This window comes from Phyllobacterium zundukense (genome assembly GCF_002764115.1).
GTDB classification, from domain to species: domain Bacteria; phylum Pseudomonadota; class Alphaproteobacteria; order Rhizobiales; family Rhizobiaceae; genus Phyllobacterium; species Phyllobacterium zundukense.
In genome coordinates, this window is sequence record NZ_CP017940.1 from 2,600,006 (window position 1) to 2,616,200 (window position 16,195).

Here is a 16,195-nt window from a genome sequence, read left to right on the forward strand (position 1 = left end):
TTTCTCTCCCACAAGGGGAGAGATAACCAGCACTCAAATCGACCACGAACTCTGATCGTAGTTGAAAATTATCCCGTGTTCAGTGAGCAGCTTTTCAACTTCCGAAGCAAGCTCTTCCGTCGTCCGGCCGACAGTCTTCAGGTGCAGTTCCGGATTTTCGGGTGGCTCATAGGGCGAATCCACGCCGGTGAAGTTCTTGATCTCGCCGCGCAGTGCCTTGGCATAGAGTCCCTTCGGATCGCGCCGGGCGCATTCCTCGAACGGCGTGTCGACGAAGATTTCCATGAACTCACCATCGCTGAGCAGTTCGCGTACCATCCGGCGCTCGGTGATGAAGGGCGATATGAACGAGACCAGCACGATCAGGCCCGCATCCACCATCAGCTTCGCCACTTCGCCGACACGGCGGATATTTTCCACGCGGTCTTCTTCGGTGAAGCCGAGATCGCGGTTGAGCCCGTGGCGCACATTGTCGCCATCGAGGATGTAGGTATGCTTGCCCAGTGAGGACAACCGCTTCTCGACGAGATTGGCAATGGTCGATTTGCCCGATCCGGAAAGCCCGGTGAACCACAGCACGGCCGGCTTCTGGTCCTTCTGCGCGGCGCGCGATGCCTTGTCGACGTCCAGCGCCTGCCAATGCACATTGGAGGCACGGCGCAGCGCGAAATCGATCATGCCGGCGCCGACCGTTGCATTGGTCAGGCGATCGATCAGGATGAACGAGCCCGTCGAGCGGTTCGATTTGTAGGGATCAAACGCGATGGGTTCCTGCGTCGAGATATTGCAGACGCCGACTTCATTCAGGTCAAGCGATTTGGCCGCAACCTCGGCGAAGGTATTGATATCGATTCGATGTTTGAGGTCGGTGACGGTCGCGGTGACCTGGTCGGTTTCGGTCCGCAGGATATAGGACCGGCCCGGAATCAGCGCGTGTTCGGCAAACCATACCAGATGGGCGGCAAACTGGTCCGCCACTTCCGGCCGCGCATCGGGCGCCACCAGCATGTTACCGCGCGAGACCTCGATCTCGTCATCGAGGACAATCGTGACCGCCTGCCCCTCGCTGGCTTTTTCAAGGTCGCCGTCCCATGTGACGATGCGCTTGACGCGGGAAGACTTGCCGGATTTTGCAACTACAACCTCGTCGCCGGGCGAGACCGTGCCTGAGGCGATGGTGCCGGCAAAACCACGGAAATCGAGGTTGGGCCGGTTGACGAACTGGACAGGGAAGCGGAAGGGACGTGTGGAATCCGCGCTATCCAGCGGCACGTTTTCCAGGTGCTGCAGCAGCGCCGGTCCCTTGTACCAGGGAAGGTTGGCAGATGCCCCGATCACATTGTCGCCAAAGCGCGCCGAGAGCGGGATCGCCTGTATTGTGTTGAATCCAAGCTTGCTCGCAAAGGCCTGATAATCCGTGACAATCGCCTCGAAGATATCTTGCGAATAATCGACCAGATCGATCTTGTTGACGGCAAGAACGATGTTGCGAATGCCGAGCAGCGAAGCGATGAAACTGTGGCGCCGCGTCTGGCGCAAGATGCCCTGGCGCGCATCAACGAGAACGATCGCCAGATCTGCGGTGGATGCACCCGTGGCCATGTTGCGGGTATATTGCTCGTGCCCCGGTGTGTCGGCGACGATGAATTTGCGTTTCGGCGTCGAGAAGAAACGATAGGCGACATCGATGGTGATGCCCTGCTCGCGCTCGGCCTCCAGGCCGTCGACGAGCAAGGCGAAGTCGATATCCTCGCCATTGGTACCGTGCTTGCGGCTGTCATTGGTGAGCGCCGCCAACTGGTCCTCGAAGATCAGCTTGGTGTCATAGAGCAAACGGCCGATCAGCGTGGACTTGCCGTCATCGACAGACCCGCAAGTGAGAAAGCGCAGCAGCGATTTCTTCTCTTGTTCGGCCATATAGGCGCTGATCTCTTCGGCGGCTGACACTGCGGGTAAAACCTCGATCTGGGCTAACTTAGACATCAGAAATAGCCCTCACGCTTCTTCTTCTCCATCGATCCGGCCTCGTCCTTGTCGATCATGCGGCCCTGGCGCTCGGAGGTGCGGGAGACCAGCATTTCGCTGACAATCTCGGGCAATGTCGCCGCATCGGATTCAACAGCACCCGTGAGAGGATAGCAGCCAAGCGTACGGAAGCGTACCATCTTCTCCTGCAGCACTTCGCCCGGCAGCAGTTTCATCCGCTCATCGTCGCGCATGATCAGCATGCCGTCACGTTCGACCACCGGACGTTTGGCGGAAAAATACAGGGGAACGATCGGGATTTCCTCCTGCATGATGTACTGCCAGATGTCGAGTTCGGTCCAGTTGGAGATCGGAAACACGCGGATGGATTCGCCCTTGGCGACGCGGGTATTATAGATCTTCCACATTTCCGGCCGCTGGTTTTTCGGATCCCAGGAGTGCTGGGCGTTGCGGAACGAAAAAATACGCTCCTTGGCCCGGGACTTCTCCTCGTCGCGCCGCGCACCGCCGAAGGCTGCATCGAAACCGTATTTGTCCAGTGCCTGCCGCAGGGCCACCGTCTTCATGATATGGGTATGCGTGTTGGAACCATGCTCGAACGGGCTGATGCCCTGCTCGATGCCTTCCTGATTGCTGTGGACGAGAAGATCGAAGCCGAGACGCTGAGCTTCTGAATCACGAAACGTGATCATCTCCTTGAATTTCCACTTACTATCGACGTGCAGAAACGGAAATGGCGGCTTGGCCGGATAAAATGCCTTCATCGCCAGATGCAGCATGACGGACGAATCCTTGCCGATGGAATAGAGCATCACCGGATTGGAGAATGTCGCCGCAACCTCACGGAAAATATGAATTGCTTCGGCTTCAAGACGCTGCAGATGCGTCAGGTTCTTGGTCATGAAAATCACTATCCACTGTGTGCGCAGGCATTGCCTGCGCACAAACATCGATCCAAATTTTCGGCATCATACGACGTGCCGGCACTTGCGGCCAACATAGTGGAAGGGTGAGCATTAAGAAAAGGATGGTTTCACAAGGCGAACGAAATCCGCGCCAATTTATTGCCGCGAAAGACAAAATATCAGAACGCTATTCCACTGAACGACGAAGCCGGCGTCGGGCTTTTTTAAAACCCGCCGTCCGTGGAAAATTCATCCAGCTTTTATCACTACTCGATTAGTAGAGATTAGCAGGATCGACCGTCTTGTCAATGGACGCTGTCTGGCAAGAGCAAGAACGCTTCCTCCGTGATGCTTGCGCCTCTGCTGGCCACGACACTTCGACAGGTATAGACTCACGCTCTTATTCTGAAGGGGTGCGACATGGAGGTTCCCCCGCTTGATCGGAAGCTGCTGGCGATCCTGGCAGCAGACATTGTCAGCTATTCGAGGGCGATGGAGGCCGACGAGGCCGGCACCATCGCACGACTAAGAAACATCCGCGCCGATTTGATCGATCCCGCCATCGCCCGGCACCATGGCCGCATCGTCAAGCTGATGGGCGACGGGATGCTTGTCGTCTTCGACAGCGTCGTTGACGCGGTTGCCTGCGCCGCCGAAATCCAGAAAGCCTTGGCACGCCGCAATGCGGAATTGCCCGAGCCGGAGCGCTTGGTGCTGCGCATCGGGGTCAACCTCGGCGATGTGGTGCTACTGGAAGGCGATGTGTATGGCGACGGCGTCAACGTGGCCGCGCGGCTTGAGCAGTTGTCTGAGCCGGGAGGGGTAATGATATCGGGCACAGCCTTCGACCATCTCCAGGGCAAACTCGATTGCGCACTTGATTTCGTCGGCGAGCAGCATGTGAAAAATATCGCACGGCCAGTGCGCGTCTATCGCGCAAGGCTCGATGGCAAGAAACCGCCCCGCCTCCGCGCCAAAATGGTCCCCCGCCGAGCGATGATGGGTGCATTGGCCGCGCTCATTGTCCTGCTGCTCGCAGCGGGCGCTTGGCAATTCTGGCCGGCTGCGATCGTCAGCGTCAAGCCATCGATCGCGGTCCTGCCTTTCGACGACTACGGCGGCGATGCTGCGACCGCACGACTCGCCGACGGACTGACCGAAGACGTCATCACCGACCTCTCCCGTATGCGCGAGTTCGACGTAATCGCCCGCAATTCGACTGAACTCTACAAGGGCAAATCGGCAGACGTGCGGCAGATCGGACGCGATCTGAACGTTCGGTATGTGTTGGAAGGCTCGATCCAGCGTCAGGACGACCGCATCCGGGCCACGGCACAGCTCATCGATACGACGACTGGCGCGCACGTTTGGACGGAGAGTTGGGATAGACCTGCGCAGGATTTTTTCGCGGTTCAAACCGAAATCGCCGATCATATTACCAGCCAGCTCGAAATGACCACGGGTCCGATCAAGAATGCCGAAATCGGCGCCGCAAGGCGAAAAAAGCCACAGAGTTTGACAGCCTACGAACTCACGCTCCTGGGAGTCGAGAAACAGATTAGTCCGACGCGTGAGAGCATCGCAGAGTCGACGGAAATACTGAAGAAGGCGGTCACTATCGATCCAGGTTACGCCCGGGCTTGGTCCAGTCTCGCCGAGGCGTATAGCATGGCCACAAATTTTGGTGCCGACTGGGAAGACTCGAACCGGGCAGCCATGGAAGCCGCCGAGCGCGCCGTGGCGCTGGATCCGAACGATGATGCCACGCATGCGGCGCTGGGTGAGATACTAGCCCGCAACGGGGAGTTCGCCCGGGCCAAGACCGAGTTCGACATCGCGCTGCGGCTAAACCCCGGTTCTTTTGCGGTTCTCACCTACTATCTTAGCTGGGCGAGCGCCTTCGGTGAGCCGGAGCTCGGGGCTGAACTGGCTGATCGCGCAGTTCGGCTCAACCCCAACTACAAGCCTTGGGCCAGCGCCGGCCTGCGCTATGCTTATTTCATGGTCGGCCGCTACGAAGACGCGCTGAAGGTGATGGAGCGCCAGACCTCCGACAATTACAGCAAATACGCTTGGGTCGAACGCGCCGGCAGCCTTGCGGTTCTCGGCCGGAAGGCGGAGGCGGAGGCAACCGTCAAGGAAGCCCTCCAGCGTTACCCGGACCTTACCATCGAAGCGATTTCCAATGACCAGGCCTTCAGTGCTGCCGAGCACCAGCGACATATCGAGACCATGCGGCTCGCTGGTTTCCCGCCCTGCGCCACGCCGGAAGCGCTGGCGAAACTCACCAAGCCTGTGCGGCTGGAAGAATGCAGTGCGGACCAGGAAAAGTCGCCGAAGACGCCATAGAACAAGCTGAGCGCTGTTCTATTGCTGAAGGCGCGCAACGAATCCGTCAAACTCCTCGGCCGTTGCATAGGACTTCTGCGTGCCCTCGCGGGTAATGGAGTCGGCCGCATATAGGGCCGCTTTCTTGAGCGAAGGTTCCAGTTCGCGGCTCTCCACATAATACCGCGCGAAGCTGCCGATGAATGCATCGCCTGCCCCTGTCGTGTCTTTCGGCTTGACCTTGAGCGGTTCGATCAATGTGGAGGAACTGGCAGTAATCAGCCGTGCACCGCGCGAACCGAGCGTGACAATGACTGTGCGGATGCCCTTGTCGATCAGGGAGCGCGCTGCTTTTTCAATCTCGGCATCGGTACCCGTCGGCATGCCGGTCAGAAGGGCAAGCTCCGTTTCGTTGGGCACGAGGAACGTTGCCTTGACGACCTGCTTCGCGTCGAGATCGGGCGCGGCCGGCGCGGGATTGAGGATCGTCTCGATGCCGTGGCGATCGGCAAAGGCAATGGTGTGGTAGACCGTCTCGAGCGGCACTTCCAATTGCATCAGGATAAGATCGCAGCCCTTCAGATCTTCCGCGGCCGCGTCGATATCGGCCGGCTTGAGTTCATTGTTCGCGCCCTTGATGATGAGGATGGAATTCTCGCCGCTCTCGTCGACAAAGATCGGCGCAACGCCGCTCGACTTGCCGGCAACAATGCCGACATGGGAGATGTCGACGCCATTGTCTTTGAGGTTCTTGATCGTGCTTTGACCGAAAACATCGTCACCGACCTTGGTGAGCATCATCACGTCCGCGCCAAGTCTTGCAGCAGCCACCGCCTGATTGGCACCCTTGCCGCCAAAGCCCATGAAGAACGATGGCGCTTCCAGCGTTTCGCCCGGCGCAGGCATACGGATGATCGATGTAACGAGATCGGTCATGTTGCTGCCGACGACGGCGATACGACGTGCCATGCTGGTCTTCCTCCTTGGTTGATGGGCCCGCTCGGGCTTTTGGGAAATGATCTATATCAATGATTTGCGGGAAAGAAATGCCTGCCCCGGTCACTGATTGTGGAATGTTTTGGCAGATGTGACGTTGGAAGAGTTGCAGCGATTGCAAGAAATGCAAATCATTTCAGCTGGATAGAAGAAAAAGATTGGCTGGGGCGGGAGGGTTCGAACCTCCGAATGGCGGTACCAAAAACCGCTGCCTTACCACTTGGCTACGCCCCAAAACGTCAACGCCGATCTGAATAATCCGCGTGACAGCGCGGCCTTATAACCTCTGGTTCCAGCTTGCGCAATGTGAATGATTGGCCAGTTTGTCGCTCTTCACAACTGTTTCCCCATAATTTCATGATGCCGGGACCGGACATTGGACCTAAGTCGGGATGCCATTCACAGACGCATATGGATAGGCTGGGCCAAAGTTGAGTTTTGGCGGCGAAGCAGCAGCACCGTGCCAGCCGGTGCAATCAGGGGGATGGGCCTCCCTGGCTGAGGCATACGGCCAATATGCTGTCAAAACTTGGAGTGAAGCGAATGTGGTCTCTACCACTAAGCATCACCCTGGAATTGCAAAAAAACCCGTACGAGCTGGACACTCAAGGTACGGGTCTCATTTGCATTGTCCTAGGTTTGGGAGGTGGGCTTCGGCCTGCCTCCTGACCAAGCTGACAATAACACTTTTCAGATATTTTCCAAGAGTGCTAAGTGCCATCTCTGAGCAAGGGACAGGCCCTGGGAATAAGTACGTGGATTCAGCATTGGCTACTATCATTTCTTCTTTTCTCGTCACCGCCATTGCAAGCGCCGTGTTACTGGCGGTCATCATGCGCGCGCTGCCGACGGATTTTCTGGGCGCCGCCGTGACGGAGCGCTCCAATCACACCCAGGCCGCGAGGCAGCTTGGTGGTCTGGCCATCGTTCCGGCGATGATCGCCTCGCTCTGGATCTTTGGGCCGGACAACGGCCTTGATCTGCAGTTTCTTGTTGCGACGACCACTGCAGCAGCCCTCTTGTGGGTCACCGGTTTCTTCGATGACCGGCACCATCTGCCGGAGAGCATCCGGCTAGTATCGCAACTCCTTGCTTCCGCCATTGCCGTCTATGGCCTTGGCCCGGATTTCCGCCTGCTGTCGGAATTTTTGCCATACTTTGTCGAACGCGGCCTTCTCGTTATCGCACTCGTCTATTTCATCAACCTGACGAACTTCATGGACGGTCTCGACCTGATGGTCGTCTCGGGTCTCGGCATTCCTCTGGCGCTGCTGGCAGGCTTTTCGGCTTTCGGGCTGGCAGCACTTGGTACGGGCCATCTCGCCGCGTCGATTGCGGGTGGCTTTGCAGGCTTCGCTGTCTTCAACCGGCCAAAGGCAAAAGTCTTTCTCGGCGATTCCGGCAGCCTGCCCATTGGCCTGATGAGCGGCCTCGCCTTCTTCATGGTTGCCCGCGACATATCGATCTGGGCAGGGCTGGTCCTGCCGCTGTTTTTCATCGCCGATGCCACATCGACCCTGTTGATGCGGCTGGCAGCAGGCGAGAATATTTTTGCCGCCCATTCCAAGCATGCCTATCAGGTGGCGAAACGCGCCGGCTGGTCAGTGTGGCAGGTGGTCCTGAGCGTCGGCGCACTCAATCTTGTCCTCGGCGTCTGCGCTCTGGCAGCTTCGCAGCATGGCCCTATGCGTATTGCCGGCATTCTCGCAGCTCTGATTGGCGTTGCGCTGCTCCTGTACCGTTTTCGGCGGGCGGCGTGACTCAAAGGCGGCGCAAGAGCGCGGCAAGATAAAGCCCTGCCTGGCCCCATGCAGTCTGCCGGTACACGCCGGATTTGTGCAGGTAATACAGCCGTTTGATGAAATTGTCGGACCTGACCTTCCAGTACAGGTCGCAGGTTGCCCGGGCTTCATCACTCAACAGATCACGGTTGCGGACCAGCCCCTGCACATTGAGGTCGGCCTGTTCGGCGAAGCGGCCGGCAAGCCGTTGCCGTGCGCGCGAAACCCAGGCACCCCAACCTGTACCGCCGTCTAATTGCCGCTCCCGCACGAGAGGCTGCGGGTCGCAATGAACGACGCCGCCTGCCCCGGAGACGATCAGATAGAGCCACCAGCCATGGCTGGAGAACTCGGCCTTCCGGCAGGATTCGGCGAGAAGATCGCGTGCCATCCGGTTGAAAAGCATCGTATTTCCCGGCGCGATGTTCTGCACCAGCGCATTGCGAAAATCAGGATCACGCATGAATGCGGGCGAGGAAGCCAACACCGCGCCGCCGGTTGAAATCAGCTGTTTGCTCGAACAGAACACCGAGGGAACGGCAAAGGCATGATGCTCGATCCAGCGAACGGAATTGGCCACCTTGTCCGGCTCCCAGAGATCACTCTGGTCCGCAAAGGCGAAATAGTCCGCCTGGATGTCAGGATTGATGATCAGCGAACGGAAGTTTTCCGCCGTGCCCTCGACCGGCCCGTGCAAGATTCGCATCCGCCCCTTGGTCCACCGTCTGGCCCAGGCTTGCAGGACTGCGATTGTCTCGCTGGCCGCTCCCTCATCCGACACCCACAGATCGATGTCGGGATAGGTTTGCGCCGCGATCGAGGCCAGGTGACCGTCCAGAAACGCCGCGCCATTGCGGGTTGCAAGCAGGACGGCAACCCTTCCAGATGATGGTGTGCGTTTCAACACTGTTCAACCCTGTCTTCCGACTCAGTGCCCCTGCTCTTGCACATCAAAATTGCCAAGATTGAGGTCATGCCTGAACGGACAGTGCTACGCGCTCGCGCCCTCGAACAACAGCTTGCGAACCGCATCCGCGTCCTGCTGCGCGATCAGCTGGCGCAATTCGGCGACGGCGCCCGGCAGATGATCCACGGAATTGATGCTGCGTTTGGCGCGGAGAATCTTCGAATGTTTCGTCGGCGAGACACCGGTAGGGTCATAGAACAGCTCCTCGTGCAGCTTTTCGCCGTCCCGGATGCCAACCGTGATGATTTCGATATCGCCTTCCGGATTGGAGATGTCCTTGACCGAAAGGCCGGCCAGCAGAACCATGTTTTCCGCCAGGTCGCGGATGCGCACGGCCTCGCCCATTTCGAGCAGCAGAATATCGCCGCCCTCCGAAAGCGCACCCGCCTGAATGATCAGTTCTGCCGCTTCGCGCACCGACATGAAGTAGCGTGTCATGTCGTCATGCGTGACGGTCAGCGGACCGCCACTGGCGATCTGTTCGCGAAACAGCGGCACGACCGAACCGCTCGACCCGATCACATTGCCGAAACGCACTGATGCGAAGACCTGTCCGGTGCCATGCTTGCTCGCCTCATTGCCGTTATGGCGGACGATGAGCTCGGCCCAGCGCTTGGTGGCGCCCATGACATTCGACGGTCGTACCGCCTTGTCGGACGAGATGAGAACGAAGTTTCTCACACCGGCCTCGCGGGACAGTCCAGCCAGCACATCGGTGCCGATCACATTGTTGCGGGCGCCTTCGACAACATTCTCCTCGACGAGGGGAACGTGCTTGTAGGCGGCGCAATGATAGACGTTTTCCACCTTGTGCTCGGCAAGGACCGTCCTGATCAATGGCGCATCGCTGATGGAACCGAGGACAGGGACGATCAGGCAATCGCTGACCGACATCAATTCACGCTGGAGCTGATAGATACTGTGCTCGTTGAGATCGAAGATCACCAGCTTGGCCGGCGCAAGCTTGACGATGGTGCGGCAAAGCTCCGAGCCGATCGAGCCACCGGCGCCGGTGACGAGAATGACCCGGTTCTCCACCGTCTTGTCGAGCAGGATAGGGTCCGCGGGCACCGGCGAACGGCCGAGCAGATCGTCGATATCGATATCGCGCAGGTGGCTGACCAGATATTTGCCGGCGGTCAGATCGGAAATCGCCGGAAGGATGCGCACCTTGACGTCGAGGGATTTCAACCTGCCAATCAGCCTGCGGCGCTGGATCCCGCTCAGGGACGATGTGGTCACGATCATTTCGTTGATGCCGAAATTGTCGATCACCGTTTCGATCTGCGAGGAATTGTAGACGCGGATACCGAGAATATCCATTCCCTGCAGGCTCTTGTCGTCGTCAATGAAACCGGCGACGAAGACCTCGTTCTGTGCCCTTAAAGCGTTGGCCAATTGCCGGCCGGCATCACCAGCCCCGAATATGAGGCACTGCCTCGCCATGATCTTTTCGCGTAGCGGACTCCAAAGAAGCCATTTGGCGGCAAACCGGCTGCCGCAAATCAATGCGATGCTCAGTACCCAGTAAAGGAATGGAATGGCGCGCGGCACACCTGCAGCGCCCGTCATGAGCGTGAGGAACGCCAGGCAAACCCAGAGAATGACCGAGATTGTCACAGCCTGCATCATCGTCCAGATCGCCCTGTCGGGCAGATAGCGGATGACAGCGCGATAGAGGCCGAAACGAATGAACACCGGCACTCCGATCAACGGTGCGGCAATCATCAACAGGGACTGCTCGCTGTTCGGAATGAAGAATGAACCGAACCTCAGCAAATAGCTGAGCCAAACCGCAAATGTCAGCGTGACCACGTCGAAAGCGACAAGGATCAGTTGCTTGTAACGACGCGGCATCATCGAGATGCTTTGCCGAAAATTTTCCAATTTCATTGATCCTCGGTGTTCAGGAATAAAACGCCCAGACCAGTAACATAGGGCAACCAAAATGCAATGCTCGTTTGGTGATCAACCACGGCGTGCTTGGAAATCAACAGGAAACTCGTTATATTGCGGATCGGAGAGAGGGGCAGACTTTCGCCCGCCCCTCCTTCCTTACTTTATGAAATTGACCCGAAGAGACAGTAACCAGCTGCTTCGGGTCTTTTTCATTGTAAGGGTGACGCTAAATGGCAGATACCACATAGTGTTCACCTCCGAGTTTACAGCGAGGCCCTCGCCTCGGTCGGAGCGGCCCATCCTCTCCGAATACACCGGCTGGCTGCGCATAACCCCAAAAATCATCTTCGATTTTTGGAAAGGATTATGCGCCACTAAAGGGTGCTACTGCGTCCTTTACGCGTCCCGCGGACGCGTGGCGCAGTAGTGCTGCTGCTTGCGCCTGTAAACCTGCAAACCATGGTTTGATTTTCTGCAGACGACAACGAATGCAGGGTTGCATCCATTCCGCTACGCGACCTTCCAGGTTGTCCCCGCAGTTGGCTGTTTATCCAACAGATTTCGAATGGCCTTAGAATCTGTCCACTTGGCGAAAAGCTGAAAGGACAGCCCCATGGACCAGACTCCCAACCTTAGATTGCCCTATATCGCGCCTTCGCAGGCGCAGAAGCATGTTACCCATAACGAGGCCATCCGGGCGCTCGATGCCCTGGTACAGCTTGTCGTGATAGACCGGGCCCTCACCGAGCCGCCGCTCGAGCCTGAGGAAGGCGACCGCCATATCGCGGGACCTGCCGCATCAGGCTTCTGGTCCGGCAAGGACAACCAGGTTGCTGCCTGGCAGGACGGAGCCTGGACCTTCTTCCCGCCGCAAGACGGCTGGTATGCCTGGATAATGACTGAGCGCAAATTTGTGGTTTTCGATGAGACGATCTGGACCGAAGTGAAGACCGGGACGAACCCTGTTCCGAGCGTCGGCATCAATACGATTGCAGATGAAACCAACCGGCTGTCGCTGAAAAGTTCCGCCTCCCTGTTCGACCACGCGGGTGGAGGACACCAACTGAAAATCAACAGGGCGGATGACACCCAGGCCGCATCCTTGCTTTTCCAATCAAATTATCAGGGCCGCGCCGAAATGGGCACGATGTGGGGCCGCGATTTCCGTATCAAGACCAGTGCCGACGGCAATCAGTGGCACGACGCCATGGTCGCCGACAGCGCAACCGGTATCGCCAGTTTTCCCGGTGGCATCGCCCATGCGGCCACCGGCAAGAAGCAATCCGGCCTGATCTTCCTGCCCGCCGCAGAGCCGGAAGCCACCATTTATCAAATGGCAGGCAGCCAGAATCCGCCAAGCGCCAAGCTTGCCTCGGTTACCTCGGATATCCTGACCTTTATAACCAACGCCGCAGCGATGTTTTTCGGGTCAAGCATGCGCGGCATGGCGATGGTGCGCATCTGGAATACTACCAGATCCCCGGCACAATCGGCCTGGGCCAAATGGGATACGGCCCTGAATGGATTGCAGGTGTCGAATGCCGAACACGTCAGGCAGTGGTCCGTCGCCGATACGATCCAGATCGTCGATCCAGCCAGAAAGAATATCGCCGTCGATATTTCGCCGCTCATGCAAAAATTGTTTGGCGTGGTGTTCGCGCAAGACGGCGTGTTGCTAAGCGCCGGTGCCAATGGAGAGTCAACCATCCGCTGCACCGACCGCTCACCCGTTTCCGCATGCAATCTCATCATTTTCAATGCGGATGAGGACCGCAGTTTCACTATGATCGGGCTTTATGGGTAAAGAAATAGACGGTGCCGATTATCTCTCCCCCTTGTGGGAGAGCAAGGATTTTCTTGGATTTAACCTCTTTGTTAAATCCTTAGAAAATCCAAGAGAGGGGATCTTGATGGGGCGTTCCAAATCCCCTCTCTTGCGATTTCTAGCACTTAGCCAAGTGGCTAAGGTGCTGAAATCGCTTTCTCCCCCACAAGGGGGAGATAATCGGTGCTCAATTCTGCATCCCTCAAGCTAGCTGCCCCTGTAAGTCGAATACGACCACGGCGTCACCAGCAGCGGCACATGGTAGTTCGCCTCGACATCGGAAATGGCAAAGCGAATTGGAACCTCGTCGAGAAAGGCTGGTTTATCCAATGCAACAAGCTTGTGCTTGAAGTACTCTTCGACGAAGAAGGTCAGCTCGTACCGGCCCACCTTCATTTCATCCGGTGACAGCAAGGGGTTGTCAGTGCGACCGTCCGCATTGGTTACGACTGTCTTGAGCAGTTCCCGGCCGTTCTCGTTGATCCGGTGCAGGGTGAGGGCCATGCCGGATGCAGGGCGTCCTGCAGCTGTATCCAGGACATGCGTGGATAACTTTCCCATCAAATGCCTCTCATGAAATCAAATCGTGAAGGCGAAAACGCGCGATCAGAGCGATCTGCCGCAAGGCTTCGGCGACCTCCTCGCCGGCATTGTGGTTCAGGCGCTGCCGGAACGCCGCCATGATCGAGTGCTTGTCATGGCTGCGCACGCTAAGAATGAACGGAAAGCCGAAACGGCTTTGATAGGCATTGTTGAGGCGATGAAATTCCTGGAATTCGTCATCGGTCAGCCGGTCAAGACCGGCGCCCTTCTGCTCGCTGGTCGATTCCGCCGTCAGGCTGCCTTGCCGTGCTGCTTTTCCGGCCAGATCCGGGTGAGCGCGAATGAGCCCGAGCTGGGCAACCTGACCAGCCTTTTCCACAGCAACCACCATTGCTTCATGCAAGCGTTCAATACTGGAAAACGGACGCATTCCCGCCACAGCTTCAGGCACCCACGGTGAATGCTCGAAAATCCCGCCGAGCGCCGTGACAAAATCCTCTGTGCTTGAATTGTTCAATTGTTCAAGCGTCATAGTCCCTCCGTCCTAGTTTGTACTGCTTCCCCTTATCGAGCGCAGTACATTTTCCGGCGTTGCCGGAGAATCCAGTTGCGGAACGTCACCACTGATCGAAGCGATGGCGTCGCGAATGGCAAGCCAGACCGATATGCCGAGCATCAGCGGCGGCTCGCCGATCGCCTTGGAACGAAACACAGTCTCCTCGCGGTTCGGCATATTGTCGAGAATACGGACATTGAATTCCGGCGGCACATCGCGCGACCCCGGTATCTTGTAGGTCGATGGTCCGACGGTGCGCAAACGTCCTGTCTTGTCCCACCAGAGTTCCTCGCAGGTTACCCAGCCCATGCCCTGCACGAAAGCCCCTTCGATCTGGCCAAGATCGATGGCGGGATTGAGCGGCGAGCCGACATCCTGCAGAATATCGGCGCGCAGGCAGCGCGTTTCGCCAGTGAGCGTGTCGACGGCGACCTCCGCTACCGCAGCGCCGTAGCTGAAATAGAAGAAGGGCCGGCCCTTCATCGTCTTGCCGTCCCAGTGAATTTTCGGTGTCGCATAGTGCCCGGCTTCCGAAAGCTGAACGCGCTTGGCCCAGGCCATCTTCGCCAGCTCGCCGAAGGAAATCGATTCATTGTCGGCGTGGACGCGGCCCTCGCGATAGACGATGACATCCTCTTCGACGCCGAAATGCTCGGCGGCCACCTTGGTCATGCGTCCCTTGATTGCCGTCGCCGCCTTGAAGGCGGCCATGCCGTTCAGATCCGAACCGGTCGAAGCGGCTGTCGCGCTGGTGTTGGGCACCTTGCCAGTCGCGGTCGACGAGATGCGTACCATGTCGAGTTCGACCTGAAACACCTCGGCGACAACCTGTGCAACCTTGACGAAAAGGCCCTGCCCCATTTCCGTGCCGCCATGGTTGAGGAAGATCGACCCGTCCAGATAGACGTGAACCAGTGCACCGGCCTGATTGAGCGATGTCAAATTGAACGAGATGCCGAACTTGACGGGCATCATGGCCAGTCCGCGCCGGATAACCGGGTTTTGCGCATTGTACGTATCGATCTCGGCACGGCGATGCTGCCAGTCCGCCGAAGCGAGCACTGCCTCGGTCACCTCGACGAGGCGGTTGTCCTCTACCTTTTGGCCATAGGGCGTCATGTCCCCAGTATCGTCGCCATAATAATTGATGGCACGGACATTGTTGGGATCGAGCTCCAGCTCGCGGGCGATCGTATCCATGATGCATTCGATGGTGATAATGCCCTGCGGCCCGCCAAAACCGCGAAACGCCGTGTTGGACACGGTATTGGTCTTGCAGGCATGGCCGATGAAGCGCGCATGCGGAATGAAGTAGGAGTTGTCCGTGTGGGTCAGCGTGCGCGTGATGACCGGTCCAGTCAGGTCCGGCAAGTTACCAGCCCGCGCCAGATATTCGACATCGAGGCCACGAATGCGGCCCCTATTGTCCACGCCCACCCTCCAGTTAACGACGTAGTCATGACGCTTGCCGGTGCCCACCATGTCATCGCGGCGCTTCAGCCGCATCTTGCAGGGCTTGCCGGTCTTGGCAGCAACCAGCGCCGCGGCGCCGGCAATGATCGTCGGCTGGCTTTCCTTGCCGCCAAAGCCGCCGCCCATGCGGCGCACCTGGCATTCGACCGCATTGGCGTGAAGGCCAAGGATACCGGCCACATGATGCTGCACCTCTGTCGGATGCTGCGTCGAGGAATGCACCAGCATTTCGCCGTTTTCGCCGGGAATGGCATAGGCAATGTGGGTTTCCAGATAGAAATGATCCTGCCCACCCATGTGCAGCTTGCCGGAAAACACATGTGGCGCACTCGCTAACGCCGTATCGACGTCGCCGTCGATCACCTCCTGTGGCGGCAGGACATAGCTCTTGCGCCGATGCGCTTCTTCTACGTCGAGCACCGGTTCCAGTGGTTCGATGTCCAGCTTGACGCGCTTTGCTGCACGGTAGGCCGTTTCAAAATCCCGCGCCGCGACGACGGCAATCACCCGGCCCTCATGATCGACAATGTCTTCGGCGAACAGCGTCTCGCCATGGAGGATCGGCCCGACTTCATTGTGACCGGGCACGTCCTTCGCCGACCAGACGCCGGCAACCCCGTCCATCGCCAGCGCTTCGGATGCATCAAAACCCTTCAACCTGCCATGCGCTACCGGCGACAGGACGAAGGCCGCATGCAGCGTGCCCGGCAGTTCCGGCATGTCATCGATGTAATTCGCCTCGCCCGAGACATGGCGCGCGGCGGAATCATGGGCAATTCCTTTGCCGACGATGCTGCGGTGGACGATGTGGGGCGTGACGACGGTCATCTACCCCCCTCTGGCCTGCCGGGCATCTCCCCCACAAGGGGGGAGATTAGACCAGGGTGACCCGCTCTGATCAAATTTCGACGTTCAATATTGGCATCCCCGTGTATG

At 58.1% G+C, this 16,195-nt stretch carries 11 protein-coding genes and 1 tRNA gene; 3 read left to right on the forward strand and 9 right to left on the reverse strand.

What is annotated here, in order from left to right:
* Window positions 1–33: 33 nt before the first annotated feature.
* Both nodQ and cysD read right to left on the reverse strand, forming a co-directional pair.
* Window positions 34–1,983 (reverse strand): bifunctional sulfate adenylyltransferase/adenylyl-sulfate kinase NodQ, encoded by a 1,950-nt coding sequence (gene nodQ, locus BLM14_RS13065; protein ID WP_099999751.1) that lies wholly within the window; start codon window positions 1,981–1,983, stop codon window positions 34–36.
* A complete protein-coding gene (cysD, locus tag BLM14_RS13070) occupies window positions 1,983–2,888 on the reverse strand; it encodes a sulfate adenylyltransferase subunit CysD (RefSeq protein WP_100001297.1) in 906 nt (301 codons plus the stop codon). Before cysD ends, nodQ begins: the two co-directional genes overlap by 1 nt.
* Before the next feature lie 423 nt (window positions 2,889–3,311).
* Between cysD and BLM14_RS13075 the strand changes: the two genes are divergently transcribed.
* Window positions 3,312–5,240: an adenylate/guanylate cyclase domain-containing protein gene (locus BLM14_RS13075; RefSeq protein WP_099999752.1), complete on the forward strand. Its 1,929-nt coding sequence runs from the start codon at window positions 3,312–3,314 to the stop codon at window positions 5,238–5,240.
* An 18-nt stretch (window positions 5,241–5,258) separates the two neighbouring features.
* Here BLM14_RS13075 and rbsK read toward each other — a convergent pair whose 3' ends face one another.
* The gene (gene rbsK, locus BLM14_RS13080; protein WP_099999753.1) at window positions 5,259–6,188 is read right to left on the reverse strand and encodes a ribokinase; all 930 of its coding nucleotides are present in this window, start codon (window positions 6,186–6,188) and stop codon (window positions 5,259–5,261) included.
* A 186-nt stretch (window positions 6,189–6,374) separates the two neighbouring features.
* Window positions 6,375–6,449: transfer RNA gene (locus BLM14_RS13085), tRNA-Gln, on the reverse strand.
* 533 nt (window positions 6,450–6,982) lie between these two features.
* Here BLM14_RS13085 and BLM14_RS13090 point away from each other — a divergent pair.
* Window positions 6,983–7,975, forward strand: a complete 993-nt coding sequence (locus BLM14_RS13090; RefSeq protein WP_237143360.1) for an MraY family glycosyltransferase — start codon at window positions 6,983–6,985, stop codon at window positions 7,973–7,975.
* 1 nt (window position 7,976) lies between these two features.
* Here BLM14_RS13090 and BLM14_RS13095 read toward each other — a convergent pair whose 3' ends face one another.
* Both BLM14_RS13095 and BLM14_RS13100 read right to left on the reverse strand, forming a co-directional pair.
* Window positions 7,977–8,903: a glycosyltransferase gene (locus BLM14_RS13095; RefSeq protein ID WP_237143361.1), complete on the reverse strand. Its 927-nt coding sequence runs from the start codon at window positions 8,901–8,903 to the stop codon at window positions 7,977–7,979.
* An 84-nt stretch (window positions 8,904–8,987) separates the two neighbouring features.
* The gene (locus BLM14_RS13100) at window positions 8,988–10,856 is read right to left on the reverse strand and encodes a polysaccharide biosynthesis protein (protein WP_099999754.1); all 1,869 of its coding nucleotides are present in this window, start codon (window positions 10,854–10,856) and stop codon (window positions 8,988–8,990) included.
* A 619-nt stretch (window positions 10,857–11,475) separates the two neighbouring features.
* Between BLM14_RS13100 and BLM14_RS13110 the strand changes: the two genes are divergently transcribed.
* Window positions 11,476–12,666, forward strand: a complete 1,191-nt coding sequence (locus tag BLM14_RS13110; RefSeq protein WP_099999756.1) for a DUF2793 domain-containing protein — start codon at window positions 11,476–11,478, stop codon at window positions 12,664–12,666.
* 228 nt (window positions 12,667–12,894) lie between these two features.
* Here BLM14_RS13110 and uraH read toward each other — a convergent pair whose 3' ends face one another.
* From uraH to xdhB, 3 genes are read right to left on the reverse strand one after another with little or no spacing between them, the layout of a single operon-like run.
* Window positions 12,895–13,248, reverse strand: coding sequence for a hydroxyisourate hydrolase (gene uraH / locus BLM14_RS13115; protein WP_099999757.1), 354 nt, complete (start codon window positions 13,246–13,248; stop codon window positions 12,895–12,897).
* A gap of 10 nt (window positions 13,249–13,258) precedes the next feature.
* Window positions 13,259–13,762 carry a 2-oxo-4-hydroxy-4-carboxy-5-ureidoimidazoline decarboxylase gene (uraD, locus tag BLM14_RS13120; RefSeq protein ID WP_099999758.1) on the reverse strand — a complete coding sequence of 168 codons (504 nt, stop codon included), beginning with the start codon at window positions 13,760–13,762 and terminating at the stop codon, window positions 13,259–13,261.
* Window positions 13,763–13,774: 12 nt separating this feature from the next.
* A complete protein-coding gene (gene xdhB / locus BLM14_RS13125) occupies window positions 13,775–16,087 on the reverse strand; it encodes a xanthine dehydrogenase molybdopterin binding subunit (RefSeq protein ID WP_099999759.1) in 2,313 nt (770 codons plus the stop codon).
* Window positions 16,088–16,195 lie beyond the last annotated feature (108 nt).

Excerpts from the sequence above, each read along its gene's own strand:
- nodQ (WP_099999751.1), bottom strand. The coding sequence starts at position 1,983 with ATGTCTAAGTTAGCCCAGATCGAGGTTTTACCCGCAGTGTCAGCCGCC.
- uraH (WP_099999757.1), bottom strand. The coding sequence starts at position 13,248 with ATGGGAAAGTTATCCACGCATGTCCTGGATACAGCTGCAGGACGCCCT.
- BLM14_RS13075 (WP_099999752.1), top strand. The coding sequence starts at position 3,312 with ATGGAGGTTCCCCCGCTTGATCGGAAGCTGCTGGCGATCCTGGCAGCA.
- cysD (WP_100001297.1), bottom strand. The coding sequence starts at position 2,888 with ATGACCAAGAACCTGACGCATCTGCAGCGTCTTGAAGCCGAAGCAATT.
- BLM14_RS13100 (WP_099999754.1), bottom strand. The coding sequence starts at position 10,856 with ATGAAATTGGAAAATTTTCGGCAAAGCATCTCGATGATGCCGCGTCGT.
- xdhB (WP_099999759.1), bottom strand. The coding sequence starts at position 16,087 with ATGACCGTCGTCACGCCCCACATCGTCCACCGCAGCATCGTCGGCAAA.
- BLM14_RS13110 (WP_099999756.1), top strand. The coding sequence starts at position 11,476 with ATGGACCAGACTCCCAACCTTAGATTGCCCTATATCGCGCCTTCGCAG.
- uraD (WP_099999758.1), bottom strand. The coding sequence starts at position 13,762 with ATGACGCTTGAACAATTGAACAATTCAAGCACAGAGGATTTTGTCACG.
- rbsK (WP_099999753.1), bottom strand. The coding sequence starts at position 6,188 with ATGGCACGTCGTATCGCCGTCGTCGGCAGCAACATGACCGATCTCGTT.